An 18036-nucleotide genomic window follows, 5' to 3' on the forward strand; every position below is an offset into this window, starting at 1 on the left:
AATGCGCCCCCCTGAGAGCATGATAATCACGCCGGCTTGCGCGGCGCAATGCCTGGAATGGGCGATCAGCGTCCTTCGCGCCACCAGGCGGCCATCAGGGTGCCGAGCGCCAGCACGGCCAACAGCAACCCGGACAGCAGCGGAATGTCTTTCAGCCCCGTCACCACATAAGCCTTGTGGGCGACCAGCCCGACCCAGCCGCGCCCGGCCAGATCGCGCCCCGGGTCGACGCGGCGCACGTCGGGCACGCCGTCCGTGAGCCAGCGCACGGACCCGCCGGTGATGTCCGTGACCGGTGTCAGAAGCGCGTCCGTGGCGCGCAGGTCAGACAGTTCCAGCGGGTTCAATTCGCCCGAGGCGACCAGGGCCTGATGCTCGCCGTCGCTTAGTCGGTAGAGCCCGATTTCCGCCGCTGCCAACTCCCCCCGCCACAGGCCGGGCTGGGCGTTCTTCAATTCTAGTTCCTGAACCTCTCCCGATGGCGCGGTGACGGTCACCTTGCTGACGGCGTCCTTAAGGCTGCGCCGCTCCACGGTTAATTTCCCGGCGCGCACGCGGGCGTGCAGGGCCTCTTCCTCAAGATCGGGTTCACGCATCAGCCAATGGGACAGACGGCGCAGCAGTTCGCCCTGCGGCCCGCCGCCGTCGTAGCCCCGCGCCCACAGCCAGATGTGGTCGGACATGACCTGCGCCACGCGGCCCTTGCCGACGCGGTCCAACAACAAGATCGGCTTGTCCTGCAAACCGGTCATCAGCGACACGCCGGCCGAGGCATCTCCCGGAATCTGGCGGAACCAGCGGCCCCAAATGGGATCCGCCTTGGGGTCGATGCCGGGCCGCACCAGGGCCGCGGTTACCGGATGGCGCAGGCCCGTGTCGGACACCCGGGGCCGGAACCCGGATTCCAGCACCTCGCCCGTGGGGGCGGCCGGCAGGATTTCCCGCAGCGGTGTGTGATACAGGCTGGCGCGGCCCGCAAATTCCGGTCCCACGGCCATCAACAGGGCGCCGCCCTGGCGCACCCTGGCGGCGATGTTGGCAAGATGCTGGGGCTGCAGCACGCCGCGCTTGAGATAGCGGTCGAACACGATCAGGTCGAACTCGTCCAGGCGCTCGACAAACAGTTCGTGGGTCGGAAAGGCGATCAGCGCCAGTTCGTTGAGCGGCGTGAAGTCGTCCTTGTCGGGCGGACGCAGGATGGTGAAATGGACCAGATCGACGGAAGGGTCGGACTTCAGCAGATTGCGCCAGGTTCGTTCCGCCGCATGGGGCTGGCCCGATATCAGCAGCACGCGCAGGCGGTCGCGCACGCCGTTGACGGACACCAGCGCCCGGTTATTGACCGTGGACAGCTCGCCCTCGGCCGCCTCCACCGACATTTCGGCCAGCGACGGTCCCGCGTGTTCCAACTTGAAGGTAAAGGTCTGATCCTCACCCACGGGAACCAGGGCGGTCGTGCCCTCGGTCCCGTCGATCTTGAATTCGACCCGGGCCGTGGGCCGGGCCGTGGTGCCGTCGTTTTTGGCGTGCTTGTCCTCGATCCGGTAGGTCAGGGTGACTTCCTTGCCGACGATGCCGTATCCGGGGGCGTTCTTGATGACCAGGCGGCGGTCGATCTCGTCGCGCTTGCCGGTCAGCAGGACGTGCAGCGGCCCCCGCACGCCGGGCACCTTGCCCTCGGCGATGTCCTTGGGCAGGTCGTGGACCTGGCCGTCGGTAATGATGACGGCACCAGCGAAACGGTTCGGCGAGATGTCGGCTGACGCCGTCGCCAGGGCTTCCATCAGGCGCGTGCCCGGGCGGTCGTCGGTTGCGGAATCGGTGATCTCGACAATGCGGTAGTCCAGGTTTTCCTGGCGGTCCATGGCGGCGACCAGGGCTTCCTCGGCGTCGGAGCTTTGCTTGCGCCGCTCGCCCGTCTTCTGGCTCGACGTTCGGTCGATAACGATCAGCGCCTCGTCGGGCTGTGCTTCGCGCTTTTCGTTGACGATGCGCGGATCGGCCAGGGCCAGCAGCATTACGCAAAGGAACAGGAAGCGGAACAAGGATCCCGCCGCCCGCCGGTACAAACCCACGGTGAGCAGCGCCAATCCGGCGATGCCCAACAGCAGCAGCACGGGCACCGGCACCAGGGGGGAGAACTGTACGGCGGCTGCGGACATCATTGGCCGAGCCTCCGGATGATCGCCGGCAGGTGTACCTGGTCGGCCTTGTAGTTGCCGGTCAGAACGTACATCACCAGATTGATGCCGAAGCGGAAGGCCAATTCACGCTGCCGCTCGCCGCCCGGCACGGCGGGGAAAAGGGCCTGCTGCGTGTCTTCGTCCAAGGCCCAGGCGGCGGCCCAGTCGTTGCCGCCGGCCAGCACCGGCGACACGCCGTCGTTGATCCGCGCCCCCGCCCGTTCGACCCACAGGGCGCTTCCGGTCCAGCGTCCGGGAAAATCCTGCAACAGATAGAATGACCGGGTCAGGACATGGTTGGCCGGGGCAACTACCAGGGGCGGGATGTCGAGCTTTCGCGCCAGGGCCCGCAGTTCGCCCAGGTCCGCGCCCCCGGCGCGGTCGCGGGTGTCGAACAGGATCGTGCCGCCGTTCTGCATGTAGGCGTTGACCTTGATCCGCGCTGTTTCGGTCATGTCGGCGGCGCCGGCCGTCACGGGCCAGTACATCAGCGGGAAGAACGACAAGTCGTCACGGTCCGGATTAACCCCTTGCGGGTCCGACAGTTCCGCTGCCGTGCGCCGGCGCACGATCAGGCTGAGGCCTGTCAGGCCGAGGCGGCTGACCCGGTCCGTTTCCGCGTCGCCGGTCAGGACATAAGCCAGACGCGTCTGGGTGCTGTTTTCCAAAGCATAAGCGTCCGTACCGGACAGCGGAGCGGGAGTGGCAGCGCGCGGCGCCACGGTGATTTCCTGAGCCATCGCCGTGCTTGCGGCGCCCCCGGCTAGCGCCAGGGCCAGCAGCGGGGCGGCCAGGCGCGGCACCCGCAACAGGCCGCGCAGCCACAGGCTGATGGCGAAATCGGCCAGCGACAGCATGGCGGCCAGAATGAACAGCCAGGGCCGGATGTCGATGGCCGGGCTGCCGCCGTAGATCGTGCGCTCCGCCGTCACCGAGAGCTCGCCGAGCGGCATCGGCACCGCCGCGTCGCGGCCCAGGTTCAGGGCCCGGCGGTCATTGCCGCGGCCGTACAGCCCCGGCGGGTGCAACGGCGACACGGGTGTTTCGGCAAAGGTGTCCTGGGCGATCGAGCCCGTGTCGGGCGGCGCGTCGCCCAAGGCACCATAGGCATCCAGCGTCTGGATCGGTTCCAGCGGCGGTCCGTGGCCCGTGTCGACCACCCCCTGGCTGAGGCCGACCAGACGTTGCAGCATTTCGACCAGCAGGCCGGACAGGGCCAGGTTGGACCATTGCGTGTTGGCCGTGGTGTGGAACAGCACCAACCAGCCCTTGCCCTGGCGTTCGGCGGTGACCAGGGGCGTGCCGTCGGATAGCCGCGCCCAGGTCTTGCGTTCCAGGTCCAGCGACGGCTGCGCCAGAACCTGACGGGTCACCGTGACATCGGACGGCACGGCCAGGCCGTTGAATGGGCTTTCCGCGCCGAAGGGGGCCAAGCTGGCCGGCTGGGTCCAGGACATGGCGCCGCCGATGACCCGGTCACCCCGGCGCAGCGGTACGGGAACCAGGGGCGTGTCGCCGCCCTGGACGGCCTGGCCGCTGGTCGCCTGGGCCAGCAGCGGCCCGGCGAAGCGCAGCGCGACGCCGCCGTCCTCCATCCAGGTCTTGATCGCCACGCGGTCGGGACCGGCGATGGTGCCGGGATCGGGAAAAATCATCAGGGCAAGCTGGCGGCGCAACAGGCCGCTGATGGTGCCCTGGCGGACTTCGCTGAACGGCTCCAGCGCCCGGGTCAGGTAAAACACGGAGGACAGCAGCGGCAGTTCGGCCCCGCCGTCACCGGTCACGATGCCGACCGGGCGCCGTCGCCAGCGTTCGTCCAGCAGGATCACGGCGGCCGCCGATCCGGCGTCTTCCAGATCCAAACGGACCAGCTTGTTGGCCATTTCCGCCGGCAGGTCGAGGCGCACTTCGGCGGCGGCGTCGCCGGCGTTGAACAGAATTTCTTCCCGCGCGATCAGCCGCCCGTCGAGGGCGAAGGCGCGCAGGAATTGGGTTTCCTCGGCCCGCGCGTCGGCCCGTTCCACCCGCAGTGTGATGGCGCCGCCGTCCAGCACGGGCGGGCGCAGAACCTTGGGCATCACCGTGCCGGGGCCGTCGGTGACGACGGTCAGCGTCCCGAACCTGGCCAAACCCTGGGCGAAGGCGTCGGCGGCTCCGTGGTCAAGCCCGTCGGACAACCAGACGACCTGGGCGCTGCGGTCCTGGGGAAGAAGACCTTGGTCCATCGCTTCAAGGGTTGTCACGTGGTCGGACGGCCAGGGCCGCGGCTGCAGGGTCTGGGCGAATTCCTGGGCTTGGCGCGGGGTGAATACGTGCACCCTGTCCGTGCCGGCCCCGGCCGGCGGGGCGGCCGTGGTGACGATGGTCACCGGGCGGCCGTCGCGCGCCGCCTGATCGGTCAACTGGATCAGCAGGCGCTGACGCGTCGGCCAGCCCTTGGCGGCGGACCAGCCGTTGTCGACGGCCAGGACCAGCGGGCCGGAGCCCTGCCATTGGGTGGCTTGGTTGATCAGCGGGCCGGCGGCGGCCAGGACCAAAAGGGCCGCGATGGCGAGGCGCAGAAGGATCAGCCAGGGTGGTGTCTTGGACGAGCTTTCCTCGCGCGTGACGAGGCCCAGGAGCAGGCGGAACGGCGGGAAGGTGACCCGCGTCGGCGCCGGCGGGGTCAGGCGCAGCAGCCACCAGATGATTGGCAGGGCCAGCAGGCCGAGCAGCGCCCAGGGGGCCAGAAATGCGAAGGAGCCGAAGGCGAGCATGGGGTCAGATACCTCCCCCGCCTAGTGCCGGATGACCTGAGACAGCAGCTGATAAAGCGTCATCAGCACGGTCTCGGGCGGGCGGTGAGTCATATGGCGGGTCAGGCTCCATCCGAAGGACCGCGCCACGGCGTCGAGGCCCGCCTGATGGTGGGCCAGTTCCTCGCGGTAGGCCTGACGCACGCTTTCGACGCGCCCGATCATGATGCGGCCCTCGCCCTCCGGCCCTTCGAATTCGACCCGTCCGTCGAACGGCAGGGTTTCTTCGGCCGGGTCTAGAATCTGTACCAGATGGCCCTCGACCCCGTGGTCCGACAACCGCGCGATGGCTTTGCGGGTCTCGCCGAGCGGGGCCAGGAAATCCCCGAACAGGACGACGCGCCCATGGCGCGGTACGAATTCCGGGCCGGGCAGGCTGCCGGTGGCGCCCGTCTCGGCGCGTTCCAGGGCGGTCGCGATGCGCAACAAGGTGTTGCGGCCCGTAGAGGGGATCATGCCGGTACCCATCAGGGCGATGCGTTCACCCGCGCGGACCAGAAGCGAGGTCAGGGCGACGGCCAGAACCTTGGCCCGCCAGCCCTTGGACAGAGGCCCGCCGTCGGACGCGTAATCCATGGAGGGTGATCCGTCGGCCCACAGCCATACGCTCTGCGCAGCCTCCCATTCCATTTCACGGACATAGACCGGGTCGGACTTGGCCGATTGCCGCCAGTCGATCAGCTGCGTCGAATCACCGAACTCATAACGCCGGAACTGCCAGAACGTTTCACCCTGGCCGACCCGCCGTCGGCCATGCACGCCCTGGCTGACCGTGGACGCCACGCGCTCCGCCGCCACCAGAAGCGGCGGCAGTCCCGAGGCCGCGGTTTCGGCCTGGTGGTGAAGGTCGGGTCTGTCCAGCGGGTTCGCCATGCGTTGTTCGCCCTTGGGCCGCGTTGCGCCGATCGCCTCCTATTCGATGATCTGGCAGAGACGGTCGATGATCTGACCGACGGTCACGCCCTCGGCACGGGCGCCGAAGGTCAGTGCCATGCGGTGGCGCAGGATCGGATGGGCCAGGGCGTAGACATCTTCGACCGAGGGCGACAGGCGGCCCTGGATCATGGCGCGGGCACGAACCCCCAGCATCAGGGCCTGGCTGGCGCGCGGCCCCGGGCCCCAGGACACGTAATTGCGGATTTCCGGCAGGTCCGAGGCATCGGGGCGACCGGCACGGACGACCTTCAGAATCGCCTCGGCCACGCTTTCGCCCACCGGTACGTGGCGGACCAACGTCTGCGCGCGCATCAGGGCCTTGGGGTCCATGACCCGCTTGGCGTCCTGGGTGTCGGCGCCCGTCGTCTTGATCAGGATTTCCCGTTCCGTTTCCAGATCCGGGTGGGTCACGTCGACCTGCATGAAGAAACGGTCGAGCTGCGCTTCGGGCAAGGGGTAGGTGCCTTCCTGTTCCAGCGGGTTCTGGGTGGCCAGCACGTGAAACGGCTTCGGCAGGTCGTGGTACTGCCCGGCGACGGACACCCGATGTTCCTGCATGGCCTGCAGCAGGGCCGATTGGGTGCGCGGGCTGGCGCGGTTGATTTCGTCGGCCATCAGCAGTTGGCAGAACACGGGCCCCTTGACGAAGCGGAAGCCGCGCTTGCCGCTTTCGCTTTCCTCCAGAACCTCGGAACCCAGGATGTCGCCGGGCATCAGGTCGGGTGTGAACTGGACGCGCTTTTCGTCCATCCCGAATACCTTACCCAACGTTTCCACCAACCGGGTCTTGCCCAGGCCGGGCACCCCGACCAGCAGGCAATGGCCCCCGGCCAGCAGGGTGATCAGGGTTTCTTCGATAACCGTTTCCTGGCCGAAGATGACCCGGCCCACGCCGTCGCGGACCTTGGCGATGTCGTCGACCAGGCCGTCGATGGCGTCAACCAGGTCGTCGGTGTTGCCACCGTCCCCGGTTGCCTTATTCTTGGTGTTGGTCGTCACGGAAGACGCCTCCGTTCAATGATATAAGAGAACAGGACGGGGCCGACCCCGTCCACCAGAGATCGCGTAGCTGCGGATAGCGTATCATCGAAACCATGTCTGAAAATACACCCGATCTTCGTTCCTTTATCGGCGCCGTGCCGCCCGCCGGAGACCTCGCGGGGCCCGTGGGTATTCCCCTTGGTCCGCGCCAGTCCCTGTGCGGCGACATCGACATGCGCATCGGCCTGGACGGTACTTGGTATTATCTCGGCTCTCCCATCGGGCGGAAAGAACTGGTCAAACTGTTTTCCACGGTTCTGCACCGCGACGATGCGGGTGACCATTGGCTGCTGACCCCGGCCGAGGCCTGCCGCATTCGGGTCGAGGACGCGCCGTTTCTGGCCGTCGTGGCTGAGGTCACCGGCGGCGGCCAGGCCCAGAACGTCACTTTCCGGACAAATATTGACCAAACCGTGGCGCTTGGCCCTGATCATCCGTTGCGGGTCGATATCGATCCGGAAACCCAGGAACCCCGGCCCTATGTGGGCCTGGATCGGGGGCTTGAGGCCCGCCTGACGCGGTCGGTCTATTATCAACTGGTCGATCTCGCCGTTGAAGAAATTGCCGATGGAGCGCACATGTACGGTATATGGAGTGGCGGCCGGTTCTTTTCCATCGGCCGCGTGGAGGAATGATGGCAGGCATGAGGACCGGCGGCACATGACACCCGATTGGCTGATCGACCGGTTTGATGCGCTGGACTGCGATCCCGAGGTCTTGCGCGGCGACCACGACCTGAATCCCGGCATGGGCATACTGCCGGACCTGACCCCGGCCGCCGTGCTGATCCCGTTGGTCGAGCGCGAAACCGAGCTCACCACCTTGTTTACCCAGCGCACGTCGCATCTGAAGCATCACGCCGGGCAGATCAGCTTTCCCGGCGGCCATTCCGACCCGGAAGACACCTCGGCAGAAGACACGGCGCTGCGCGAGACGGAGGAAGAGGTCGGCCTGCATCGCAGCCGTATCCGCGTTATCGGGCGGCTTGCCCCCTACATCACGCGCACGGGCTTTTCCGTCATTCCCGTGGTCGGGCTGGTCACGCCGCCGTTCGACATCGAACCTGACCCGCACGAGGTCGAGGATGTATTCGAGGTGCCGCTCAATTTCCTCATGGACCCGGCCAACCATCAGCGCCACAAGCGCGAGGTCAACGGCACGCGCCGTGATTTCTACGCCATGCCCTATCAGGAGCGTTTCATCTGGGGAGCCACGGCGGGCATGGTCAAGAATCTCTATGACGTGCTGGTCGGTGACGGCCCGGACCCCAATTTCCGCCGTGATTTCCAGGGCGCGAGGCCGGCGCCATGATCCGGCTATTGCTCAATTACGTGATCCCTCTGGTGCTGCCCACGGCGGCCTATCTCGCCTGGGTCTGGTATTACCGCAAGCGGGCGGAGGCGCTCGGCGGCCAGCCGCCGGAGATCACCCGGGGCGGGCTGTTCTGGTGCATGGTCGTGGGCCTGGGCCTGATGATCGTGACGCTTCTGGTGCTTGCCGCGGTCACCGGCGCCGATCCCGGGGAGGGCGGGTATCAGTCGCCACGCCTTGAGGACGGCCGTATTATCCCCCCCAAATTCAACTGAGTAACGCTGGGCGGATGTCCGGTGTCGGAATGGGACTTGAGTGAGCGCGGTGGAAGACGAGTACGTCGAAATCCGGGGCATCAGCCGCGAACCGCTGGGCAAGCTGGCGATCGACGGCTGGTTGGCCTGGCCGGAAACCCGGCGGCTTGCAGACGTGCTGGGCAGGGATCAGCTGCGCTTCGTCGGCGGCTGCGTGCGCGACGCCATTGCCCACCGCCCGGTGACCGATGTCGACGCGGCGACGCCGCTGCCGCCCGAAGAGGTCATGGCGCGGCTTGAAGCCGCCGGGATCAAGGTGATTGCCACGGGCCTCAAGCACGGCACGGTGACCGCCGTGATCGGTGCGCGAAAATTCGAGATTACGACACTGCGCCGCGACGCGGATACGGACGGCCGCCACGCGCGGGTCGAATTCACGGACGATTGGATCGAGGACGCCAAACGCCGCGATTTCACCATCAACGCCATGTCCTGCACACCTGACGGCGATGTCTACGATCCGTTCGAAGGCATGCCCGATCTGGCTCATGGGGTGGTCCGCTTCGTCGGCCGGGCCGGCGACCGGGTGGCGGAGGACCACCTGCGCATCCTTCGCTTTTTCCGGTTCTGGGGCGGTTATGGCCGCCCACCTGCCGACCGCAGTGCGCTGACCGCCTGCCGCGCGAACGCGGCCAAGCTCAAGGAACTTTCGGGCGAACGGCTGCGCAACGAACTGTTGAAGATTCTCACGGTGCCGCAACCGGCCGAGGTCGTGCGGTTGATGCAGGGATACGGCGTGCTCGACCATATCCTGCCCGAGGCGGGTGAGGTCACGCGCCTGCGCCTGGTCAATTGGCTGACGACGCGGGGCGTGCTGATGGACGGTGTCGGTCCCGACCCCCTGCGCAATCTGGCGGCCTTGCTGGACACGGATGCCGATGGGGCATCGGCCGTCGCCCAGCGCTTGCGCCTGTCCAACGCCCAGGCGGACCGTCTGCTGTCCCTGACAGCACCCGCCGTGGCGCCGACTCTGGATCAGGCTGCCCTTGACCATGAAAAATTGTTGCGCCGCATCGGGCCGGAAACCTTCCGCGATCTGGTGATCCTCGGCTGGGCTGCCGAGATCGGCGCGGCGACGCGCCTGCCGGCTGCGCGGTCGGCGGCCTGGCGCGAACTTCTGGCGGCGGCGGTCGGCTGGCGGGGGCGGGAACTCCCCATCAAAGGGGGGGACCTTATCGACTTGGGTCTTGCCCCGGGCCCCTGTGTCGGCGAGGTTCTCGGCCGGGTCGAAACCTGGTGGGAAGACGGTGGCTTCAAAGCCGACCGCAGTACCTGCTTAGCCAAGGCCAAGGACCTGATCGGGAGAGAAGAATGACCCAACTGCGCATCTGCTTCGTCGGCGACAGCCTGACCAACGGCACCGGTGACCATGCCTTTCTGGGTTGGCCCGGTCGGATATGCCGGCGCGAGGTCCAGGCCGGCCATAACATCACCTGCTACAATCTGGGCATCCGGGCCGAGACGACGGAGATGATCCGCAGGCGTTGGCGGGCCGAATGCACACCGCGTCTGCTCGACAGTTTTCCGGGGGCCTTGGTGTTTTCCTTCGGCACCAACGATACGGCGGAAGAGGCGGGGCAGACTCGTGTCGCCGCCGGACGGTCGATCGAGAACGCACGGGCGATGATCGCCGAGGCCATGGACTGGAAGCCGACCTTGTGGATCGGCCCGCCACCGATTGATGAGAGCCAGCAACCGTTCCAGGCCGGGCCCGGATCACCCGTGCGGATGTTCAGCAATGCCCGCATCGCAGATTTATCCGCTGCCTTCGCCGCTGCCGCCGCCGACATGGGGGTGCCCTATCTGGACCTGTTCACGGCGCTGTCCGGGGACATTGCCTGGGGCGACGCGGTGGGTGACGGGGTGCATCCGCCGGACAACGGATACACGATCATCGCCGACCGCGTGGCCGAATGGGATGCTTGGCGGCGGTGGTTTGCTGCCTGAAACAGCGCTGCGTAAGGCGCGGAACGTCTAGACCATTATGGCTATGACCTCCGGCTATGTTGACACTCAAGGGCGTACGCGCGAGCATTCGATGGTCGTTTCCCTTTGGGATTGTCGTATTTACTTAAGTCGGGCAAATAATAGATTCGCCTCGAACAATATCGGGTGGAAAACACGGGCATGATTGAAATTACGAATGCCTGTATTGCTGTTGAAAATTTGACGACACCCGAACTGCGCGAATTTTTTTCTTATTGGGAAAACTTGCGCGGCGCCAAGTTCGCGCCATCTTGGACCGATGTCGAACTGATCGATATGCCGGCCAAACTGCTGCCTTACCTGGCGGTGGTTGAGGTCCGCCCCGCCCCGCTGGATTTTGTTTATGCGTTTTACGGCACCGGTTACATGGCGCTGAAGGCGCGGGATTTGACGGGCCGCTCCATCATGGAAACGCGTCCCAATGAGAACGCGCAGGTAATTTTCGAGCAATACCGGCGCACCCTTGAAGCCCGCAAGCCGCTGGCGTTCCGCCGCACGGTCGCGGGCGCCATCGCGGGCAAGAACGGAAATCCGACGCAGACCACCTTGCGGTTGCCGCTGTCAGCCGATGGCGAAGGGGTTCAACGGATCATGTCGCTGAGCGACTTGCGGGACAATCCGGCCATGCGTGATTTCTACGAAACCTATGGTCGTGACCGCCCCCACCGCCCGGCCGCCATGATAAGCGGCGCCCACGCCGGTTAGGCAAAGCCTGACCATTAAAAGCGCGCCAACCAGTCCAGGACAATGGCCTGTTCCGCCCGTTCCGCCGCGTCGATCCAGGTAAGGGCATCGGCCTGTGCCGTCGGCCCGTTGCGGGCGGCATCATCCAACGCATCATAGTTGAGCCGCGCCGTCGGGTCGGCGATATAGAGGGCGAAGACCTTCGTCCGCCCGTCCGCCCCCATGAGGTATCCCACCAGTCCCTTGGCGTAGTGGAGCGTGCCGGTCTTGGCCCAGATGCGCCCGGCGGCGGTCTCGGTCAGGAACCGGTCGCGGAACGCCTTGCGGAACCCGGCCGTGGGCAGCAGGCTGGCGAACGGCCAGCCGCCATATCGCCGTCCGTGGGCAAAGCGCAGCACCGCCGCCATCTGGTTGGCCGTGACGCGGGCATGACGCGACAGGCCTGAATGGTTGGGCAGGTCCCAGCCCCGCCAATCGACATTTTTGACGGTGCCGCCGACGGCCTTCCGCAGCCAGCCGGACAGCGCGGCGGCCGAGGCGTCCAGGGTATCCGGGCGCCCACCCAGCAGGCGGGCTGCGGTCAGGCCGACCAGTTCCGAGACGAGATTGTTGGAATGCTCCAAGCCCAGTCGCGCGACCTCGGCCAGCGGCAGACCGGCGATTGCGGTGGCGACGCGGCCACCCTCGGATGTCGGTCCCGGTTGTGGGGCCGGCAGGTCGATCCCGGTTTGCGCCGCCAACCGGCGGAACAGTTCCGCCGTGGCCCTTCCCGGCGCCTTCACGGGCAGGAAGCGGTCACCGTCCAGGCCGGCATCGGCGCCCAGCGTCCAGGCGCGGCCGTTCCATAGAAGTTCGCGGCCCGGGCCTTGTGGGTGGTCATCGGGGGTCGCGCGGTGGCTGTCCAAGGGCGGCAGGCGGGTCAGTGTGGGGGGTGATCCGTGCCCGTTCCGATGCCATTTGAGGCGCCAGCGGTTGAAGTCGACCGAAAGCGCGCTGATGCCCGGGTTGTAGCGGGCCTCGGCCGGCTGGTCCGGGTTGATGGCGGGCAGGGCGGGCAGCAGGGTTTCGTCATAGAGGAAGCGGCCCGTGAAGCGTTTCAGGCCCAAGTCACGAAGCCGCACCGCCAGGCCGTACAGGTCCTGCGGCGTCAGCAAGGGGTCACCACCGCCGGCCAGCACCAGATCGCCCGTAAGCGTTCCGGCGGCATCCGGCGCACCGGTCGCCAGCACGCGGGTCTGGAAGCGGAAATCGGGGCCCAGCAATTCAAGAGCCGAAACCATGGTCGCGATCTTGGCGGTGGAGGCGGGGGGCATCGGCCGGTCCGCCGCTTGGGCCGCTGTTACGGCGCCGGTTTCGGCGTCGATGACGACGAAGGAGATCTCGGCGGTCGGCCCCAGGGCCGTGACGGGATCGGTCTCGACTGCTGCCGGCGACCCGGCGCAGGCCGTCAGCGCCAGTGCGCAGATCGCCGGCAAGGCCAGGCCCCCCGTCTTCCGGGGGGCGCCAAGGGATTGAAATGCTTTAACTTGCGATGATCTGTCCATTACACTAGGGGCCAACAATAACCGGCGAAATGGAGGGATGCATGCCCTATGTGGTGCGTGACGGTGAGGGCAATGTCCGCGCGGTCTTCGATTCACCGGTCGACGGCGCGGAAGAGGTCGCGCCCGACGATCCCGATCTTGGCGCGTTCATCAACCAGAATGCCCAGACCGGCATGGTCCTCGACGAATGGGTCCAGTCGGATTTGGAACTCGTCCGCGTCGTGGAAGATTTGGTCGAGGTTCTGATCGACAAGGGCGTGTTCATGTTCAACGAACTGCCGGGCGGCGCACAGCGCAAATTGAACACCCGCCGTGGACGCCGTAAGGAAATGGACCTGATGGAAAGCCTGTTCGGCGAGATGGCCCTGCCCGAGGACGAACAGGCGGGCGGCACGGTCATCGATATTCCCGAAGACGGTGATGACAATTCGATTTTGTAACAATATACCGGCTGAGGCGGTCGGTGGCGGTATCTTTGAATTGGCCGCATCAGACTGGATTTGAGTGTCGAGGTGGGAATGGCCCATCTGGAAAATCACAAAGTGATGACCACCGCGGACCTGGACGATCTGCGTGATACGGTCAACCGGTTGGCCGGTCCGCACTCGTTTGAGGTCAGGGGGGCGCATCAGGCGCTGCGGGCCGACATGTCGGCCACCACTGTCGGCGACCTGGGTCTTTTCCATCTCAGCTTCGGCGATGTCGAGATCGAAGTCTCGTCCGAGGAGAACGACGCCGACGCCTTCGCCGTCTGCCTATTGACCCGCGGCGTAGCGCGCGTACGCGAAGGCAAGACGGAAATCGACGCGACCGGGGACCGCGCGGTCATCCGAGATTTGAGCAGGGCGATCAGCGGATGGGAGAGAGACTTCGCGTCGTTCGGTCTGGTCCTGCCAAAGGAACGGTTGCAGGCTCAGGCCCGGGCGCTGGTCGGCGAGGGGGTGGGCGTGTGCGACATGGACTTTCGGCGATCGGTCGACTTGACCACGGCGAAGGGAAGCATGTTCGCGCAGACGATCCGTTATGTGGCGGACATGATGGACGGTCCATTGCGGGAATTGGACAATCCGCTGTTGGTAAGGCAGTTGGAAGACCTGCTTCTGACCCAGGCTCTGACGCTGCTGCCCAACACCCTTCAGGATGAGGTGCTCGGGCGCCCGCGCGCGCGTGCCATTTCCCTGCATGTTAAACGGGCACGTGATCATATCCAGGCCCACGCCGACACGCAGCTCAGCCTGGCGGACCTGGCCGCCGTCGCCGGATGCAGCTACCGGACCCTGCAAGAATCCTTTCAAGGCGCCTACGGAATGTCGCCCATGACCTATCTGCGCAACGTGCGCCTGCATCGGGTTCGTGCCGCGCTGCTGTCCCAAGACGGACAAGGTAGCGTTGCGCAAATCGCGTCCACATGGGGCTTCGCGCATATGGGCAGATTCGCCCAGGACTACCGCCGCCAGTTCGGCGAACTGCCGTCGGAGACCCTGCGCCGCGGGAAGTAGCCATTTAACGCGGTCGATATCCGAATAACGCGCGAAAATCCCACAGCACTCGTCTTCGGGCTTCCGGCGGTGGATCGCCCTCTTTTATCTTCCCTCGAAAGAGTCTGCGAAGGCTCGTAAATGCGGGGGGCGGTCATATCCCCATAAAAATAAAACATTGTGCTCATGGTGCGCCGTCCATGCGGATGGACAGGCGCTCACGGTTCAGGTCTTGCACAAGAAAGTCTTACAAAAGGTGTCAATCATGGTTTCTTTTGGAACGTGCGCGCGTCATTCCGGGCGCGGATTTGCCTTGGCATTCATGGGCATACTGCTTGCGGCATGGGTGTCTTTGACTGCCGTCGAGGTGTCGGCGGAGACCCTGCCGGGCCGGCCCATCTGCGGTGGCGCCGTCGGCAACCAGATCCAGCCCGCCTGCGATCGCCAACCGGCGAAATTTATCAGCAAGGCCCGCCGTGATTGCCCCCGGGGCTCGTTCTTCGATATCGGCACCTGGGCGTGCTTCCAATGCCCGCCGGGATATCAGCGCACGGCCAACAGCGTGACCGAATGGGATGCCTGTTCCAAGGACGTGCCCGACCAGACCGCGCGGGCCAAGTACGAAAGCCGTGCGTCCTGCCCGCCTGGCGCCTTCGTCGATCCGCGCAACGGTGGCGAATGCTGGTCCTGTCCGTCGGGTTACGGCCGCACCCTGGCGGCGGTTGATGCCTGGGACGCCTGCGGCGCCGTGTTGAAGGATGCCAAGGCGGCAACCTTCCGCGGCAAGGCCTGCAAGAACGGATGGTATGATCCGCGTAAGGGCGGCGAATGTTGGTCCTGCCCGCGGGGCTTCATCCGCACGGCGGCGGCGGTCGATCAGCACAACGCCTGCCTGCGCGAGGTCGACCTGCAGCCCGCCAAGCGCACCGCCGCGCTGACCTGCGAGGCCGGCGACCATTTCGATCTGATCGACGGCGGCACCTGCTGGCGCTGCCCAACGAACTACGTACGCACGGTGATGGGCGTGAAGACCCGTGAAGCCTGCGAGAACCTGAGCCTTCAATGGGACGTGCCCAATCGCAACCTGCCCGGCCTGTTCCGTCTGAAAGGGGCGGAGGCGCTTGCCATCGAGATCATCCGAGATCGTGATCAGCTGAACCTGATGATCGCCCAAGGCGCCAAGGATTTGAGCAAGAACCCGGATGTCTGGGTCAAGGAGGCCTGGGAGACCATGGCCAAGGATCCGGCGCAAAGCGGGTTTCTGTCCACGGCGATCCTGATGAAGGCGGTCAATGCGTTGGAAAAACCGGCGGCGAAGCGGTCATCGGCCGAACGCGACCTGATCCAGGAGATCGAGACGGGCATCCGCGAAAACCGCATCTTCCTGGCCGATCAGGCGCGGCAGATGTACGAGAACTGGATTCACATGCGGCAACTGACCCTGGCGGCCAACGCCAAACGTGGCGGCATGAGTTCCGTTGCCGCGCGTATCGGCTCACCGTCGGATTTCCATACGATGATCTCTAAAACCGTACGCGGTGCCGCCGCGCCGCTCGCCAATCTGGGGATCGGCATCGTCGCCATGAGCAATGCAACGCGGCATATCCCCACCTTCAAGGTGTTTGCGCCGCATGGCGGCAAGCTGATCAAGCAAGTCCTGTATACGGGCGAGAAGGTGGCAAAAGTGGTGATCAAGAAAGGGGTCACCACGGCCGGCAGCAGTGCCGCCAACATTGCGGCGGCGGCGGCGGGGCCGATGGCGATCCTGACCGCGACCATGATCACCCTTCAGATGGGGATCGAGGAAATCGCCGAAAGCGAAAAGATGCGCATCACCATCGCCGACAACCTGCGTCTGGCGGCCCAGCAGGTGCGTCTGGAAGAATTCATCCAGCAGAAAGACGGCTTCGAACAGGTCATGCACCATTGGGGCATTATCACCTCGGCACCGTCCAAGCCGTCTCCGGCGTTCTTCGCGGCGGTGAAGGGCAGTGCCGGACCGAGCCAAGTGTCGGGTCCCGGGCAGATCAATATCACGACCAACCAGGTAACGATCCCAAAGCCGGGCAGCAGCAGCGTGACCATCCAGCATGGAACGTTCAAGTTGGCGTTGAATGCGAAGCCGAGCCTGTGTCTGGGGTCGTCAGACGGTAAATCGTTGAAGCTTGTAGGATGCGCGGACCGGGCCGCCGTGATGTGGAACCAAAATGGTGATGTGCTGCAGGCGCCCGGTGGAAAATGTATGGACATCGCAGGAGAAAGCACCCGGGCGGGCGCCCAGATCATCCTGTGGAACTGCCATGGCAAGGCCAACCAAAAATGGCAGTTTTCGTCGCGGGACGAGCTTGTCTCGGGCCTGGCCGGGCAATGCGCCGACGTGCCCGGCGGTCGCCTAGTGCCGGGCAACGGGTTGCAGACCTGGGAATGCAATCGCTCGGCCGCACAGAAATGGAAGAAACTGCCCTAGTGGCGGGAGCCGGATGCCCGTTCAGGCATCCGGCTTCTTCCCCTGAGTCACCAGATAATAGCCGCTGCCCGCGAAATGGGGCAGGGGGCTGAGCTTGGCCAGCAGACCCTTGCGTCGGAGATCGAGCAATAGACGGCCGATGGGCTGGAACAGGGTTTCCCCCGTGTCCGGCCCGGCCGGGTCCAACCGCACGATGACCGAACGTGCCGCGCGGAACCGCGACCGTTCGATCATACGTTTCACGGATTCCGTGGCATGGGCAAGGTCGAGCCCGCAGAGGTCGAGCTCGTACTCTGCCGTGTCGTCGTACCCGACCAGGCGTTTCAGGTCGACGTCGTCCAATTCGGGCAGGTCATCATCGGCCACGCTTGGGTTTCCTCGTCAGCAGCCCAGGGCGATGGCCAGATCTTCGACGCTGTCGACGATCACGTCATAGTCGCTGGTCGCTTCGAAGTCCTTGACCTGATCGACGCCGTATTCCGTTGGCCGGTTGATATAGGCCGTGCGCAGGCCTTCCTTGCGCGCCGCCTCCAGGTCGTCGTTATGGGCGGCCCCCATCATCACTTCTTCCGGTTTGACGCCCAGCAGGCGCACGGCGTTGCGATAGACCTCGGGGTCGCGCTTGTAGGCCATGTGCATGTCCGACGAATAGATGAAGTCCCAGGGCAGGCCCGCATGTTTGGCCATGTTGGCCAGCAGCATCAATGACCCGTTGGACAGCGGCGCGATCAGGAACTTGGTTTTCAGGCGCAGCAGACCGGGGATGCTGTCGGGCCAGGGCGACAGGCGGTGCCAGAACATGTTGAGATCGGCCTTTTCGTCCTCCGTGAAACGGTCGGCGATGCCGAATTCGACCAGGATCTCGTCCAGGCGTTCGCGGTGGATGACGTCCAACGGCGTCCAGGCACGCTGACCTGAAATCACCCGATGCAAGCCCGGCCGATAGCCGGCCCGCCAGGCCCGGGCGAAGGCTTCCCAGTCGACGCCCTCGATGCCCTTTTTCTTGGCCAGGGCTTCGCCCATGCGGGTGACCGACCCGCGCCAATCGGTGATCGTCCCGAAGGTGTCGAACACGACGGCCTTCACGTTGTTGAAATCTTTCTGGTCCGCCATGCTGCGACCTCCGTCTTGGTATGCCCACCCCGGCAATTCACATAGCGGGTTCTGGGACGGGATGCCAGCGTCGCTGTCGGGTGGTGCGGTCACGCAGATGTGCGGGCTGTTGCCTGCGGGAATCGCTTTACGCCGTTCCTACGGCGGTGTTTCATATGTTCATGGGCACACGTGGATGGGCGGC

The 18036-nt window shown here is 65.5% G+C and carries 16 protein-coding genes; 9 read left to right on the plus strand and 7 right to left on the minus strand.

Annotated features, from left to right (window positions below; all coding sequences use genetic code 11):
- Positions 1 to 65: 65 nt before the first annotated feature.
- Genes KFF05_04345 through KFF05_04360 form a run of 4 tightly spaced genes read right to left on the minus strand, consistent with a single transcriptional unit; the run spans position 66 to position 6913 of the window.
- Positions 66 to 2162 (minus strand): hypothetical protein, encoded by a 2097-nt coding sequence (locus tag KFF05_04345; GenBank protein ID UTW53576.1) that lies wholly within the window; start codon positions 2160 to 2162, stop codon positions 66 to 68.
- Positions 2162 to 4939, minus strand: coding sequence for a DUF4159 domain-containing protein (locus KFF05_04350; protein ID UTW52609.1), 2778 nt, complete (start codon positions 4937 to 4939; stop codon positions 2162 to 2164). Before KFF05_04350 ends, KFF05_04345 begins: the two co-directional genes overlap by 1 nt.
- A 21-nt stretch (positions 4940 to 4960) precedes the next feature.
- Positions 4961 to 5851: a DUF58 domain-containing protein gene (locus tag KFF05_04355; protein ID UTW52610.1), complete on the minus strand. Its 891-nt coding sequence runs from the start codon at positions 5849 to 5851 to the stop codon at positions 4961 to 4963.
- Positions 5852 to 5890: 39 nt separating this feature from the next.
- On the minus strand, positions 5891 to 6913 hold the full coding sequence (locus KFF05_04360) for a MoxR family ATPase (GenBank protein UTW52611.1): 1023 nt from the start codon (positions 6911 to 6913) through the stop codon (positions 5891 to 5893).
- 95 nt (positions 6914 to 7008) lie between these two features.
- Here KFF05_04360 and KFF05_04365 point away from each other — a divergent pair, with 95 nt between their 5' ends.
- The 6 genes from KFF05_04365 (at position 7009) to KFF05_04390 (ending at position 11271) form a co-directional block, all read left to right on the plus strand.
- Positions 7009 to 7590 carry a DUF1285 domain-containing protein gene (locus tag KFF05_04365; GenBank protein UTW52612.1) on the plus strand — a complete coding sequence of 194 codons (582 nt, stop codon included), beginning with the start codon at positions 7009 to 7011 and terminating at the stop codon, positions 7588 to 7590.
- A complete protein-coding gene (locus KFF05_04370) occupies positions 7523 to 8266 on the plus strand; it encodes a CoA pyrophosphatase (GenBank protein UTW52613.1) in 744 nt (247 codons plus the stop codon). Before KFF05_04365 ends, KFF05_04370 begins: the two co-directional genes overlap by 68 nt.
- Positions 8263 to 8541 carry a hypothetical protein gene (locus KFF05_04375; protein UTW52614.1) on the plus strand — a complete coding sequence of 93 codons (279 nt, stop codon included), beginning with the start codon at positions 8263 to 8265 and terminating at the stop codon, positions 8539 to 8541. The genes KFF05_04370 and KFF05_04375 overlap by 4 nt, the downstream gene beginning before the upstream one ends.
- 79 nt (positions 8542 to 8620) lie before the next feature.
- Complete coding sequence (locus tag KFF05_04380) at positions 8621 to 9895, plus strand: CCA tRNA nucleotidyltransferase (protein UTW53577.1); 1275 nt, start codon at positions 8621 to 8623, stop codon at positions 9893 to 9895.
- Between the two features lie 5 nt (positions 9896 to 9900).
- Positions 9901 to 10527 (plus strand): lipase, encoded by a 627-nt coding sequence (locus tag KFF05_04385; protein UTW53578.1) that lies wholly within the window; start codon positions 9901 to 9903, stop codon positions 10525 to 10527.
- Between the two features lie 165 nt (positions 10528 to 10692).
- Positions 10693 to 11271 (plus strand): PAS domain-containing protein, encoded by a 579-nt coding sequence (locus tag KFF05_04390; GenBank protein UTW52615.1) that lies wholly within the window; start codon positions 10693 to 10695, stop codon positions 11269 to 11271.
- Positions 11272 to 11285: 14 nt separating this feature from the next.
- Here KFF05_04390 and dacB read toward each other — a convergent pair whose 3' ends face one another.
- Complete coding sequence (gene dacB / locus KFF05_04395) at positions 11286 to 12725, minus strand: D-alanyl-D-alanine carboxypeptidase/D-alanyl-D-alanine-endopeptidase (GenBank protein UTW52616.1); 1440 nt, start codon at positions 12723 to 12725, stop codon at positions 11286 to 11288.
- A 110-nt stretch (positions 12726 to 12835) separates the two neighbouring features.
- Here dacB and KFF05_04400 point away from each other — a divergent pair, with 110 nt between their 5' ends.
- The 3 genes from KFF05_04400 (at position 12836) to KFF05_04410 (ending at position 16739) form a co-directional block, all read left to right on the plus strand.
- Positions 12836 to 13234, plus strand: coding sequence for a hypothetical protein (locus KFF05_04400; GenBank protein UTW52617.1), 399 nt, complete (start codon positions 12836 to 12838; stop codon positions 13232 to 13234).
- Positions 13235 to 13312: 78 nt separating this feature from the next.
- Positions 13313 to 14293, plus strand: a complete 981-nt coding sequence (locus tag KFF05_04405; protein ID UTW52618.1) for an AraC family transcriptional regulator — start codon at positions 13313 to 13315, stop codon at positions 14291 to 14293.
- Between the two features lie 325 nt (positions 14294 to 14618).
- Positions 14619 to 16739, plus strand: a complete 2121-nt coding sequence (locus KFF05_04410; protein ID UTW52619.1) for a ricin-type beta-trefoil lectin domain protein — start codon at positions 14619 to 14621, stop codon at positions 16737 to 16739.
- Positions 16740 to 16760: 21 nt separating this feature from the next.
- Here the strand turns inward: KFF05_04410 and KFF05_04415 are convergent, their stop codons facing one another.
- Both KFF05_04415 and KFF05_04420 read right to left on the minus strand, forming a co-directional pair.
- Entirely contained in the window at positions 16761 to 17081 is a 321-nt protein-coding gene (locus tag KFF05_04415; GenBank protein UTW53579.1) for a hypothetical protein, read from the minus strand.
- 39 nt (positions 17082 to 17120) lie between these two features.
- Positions 17121 to 17852, minus strand: coding sequence for a haloacid dehalogenase type II (locus tag KFF05_04420; GenBank protein ID UTW52620.1), 732 nt, complete (start codon positions 17850 to 17852; stop codon positions 17121 to 17123).
- Positions 17853 to 18036: the final 184 nt, after the last annotated feature.

Source organism: bacterium SCSIO 12827 (assembly GCA_024397995.1).
Lineage (GTDB): Bacteria > Pseudomonadota > Alphaproteobacteria > Rhodospirillales > Casp-alpha2 > UBA1479.

What these genes read in the sequence shown, in the direction of transcription:
- KFF05_04345 (UTW53576.1), bottom strand. Translation starts at nt 2,162, where the DNA reads ATGTCCGCAGCCGCCGTACAGTTCTCCCCCCTGGTGCCGGTGCCCGTG.
- KFF05_04350 (UTW52609.1), bottom strand. Translation starts at nt 4,939, where the DNA reads ATGCTCGCCTTCGGCTCCTTCGCATTTCTGGCCCCCTGGGCGCTGCTC.
- KFF05_04355 (UTW52610.1), bottom strand. Translation starts at nt 5,851, where the DNA reads ATGGCGAACCCGCTGGACAGACCCGACCTTCACCACCAGGCCGAAACC.
- KFF05_04365 (UTW52612.1), top strand. Translation starts at nt 7,009, where the DNA reads ATGTCTGAAAATACACCCGATCTTCGTTCCTTTATCGGCGCCGTGCCG.
- KFF05_04370 (UTW52613.1), top strand. Translation starts at nt 7,523, where the DNA reads ATGGAGCGCACATGTACGGTATATGGAGTGGCGGCCGGTTCTTTTCCA.
- KFF05_04375 (UTW52614.1), top strand. Translation starts at nt 8,263, where the DNA reads ATGATCCGGCTATTGCTCAATTACGTGATCCCTCTGGTGCTGCCCACG.
- KFF05_04400 (UTW52617.1), top strand. Translation starts at nt 12,836, where the DNA reads ATGCCCTATGTGGTGCGTGACGGTGAGGGCAATGTCCGCGCGGTCTTC.
- KFF05_04405 (UTW52618.1), top strand. Translation starts at nt 13,313, where the DNA reads ATGGCCCATCTGGAAAATCACAAAGTGATGACCACCGCGGACCTGGAC.
- KFF05_04420 (UTW52620.1), bottom strand. Translation starts at nt 17,852, where the DNA reads ATGGCGGACCAGAAAGATTTCAACAACGTGAAGGCCGTCGTGTTCGAC.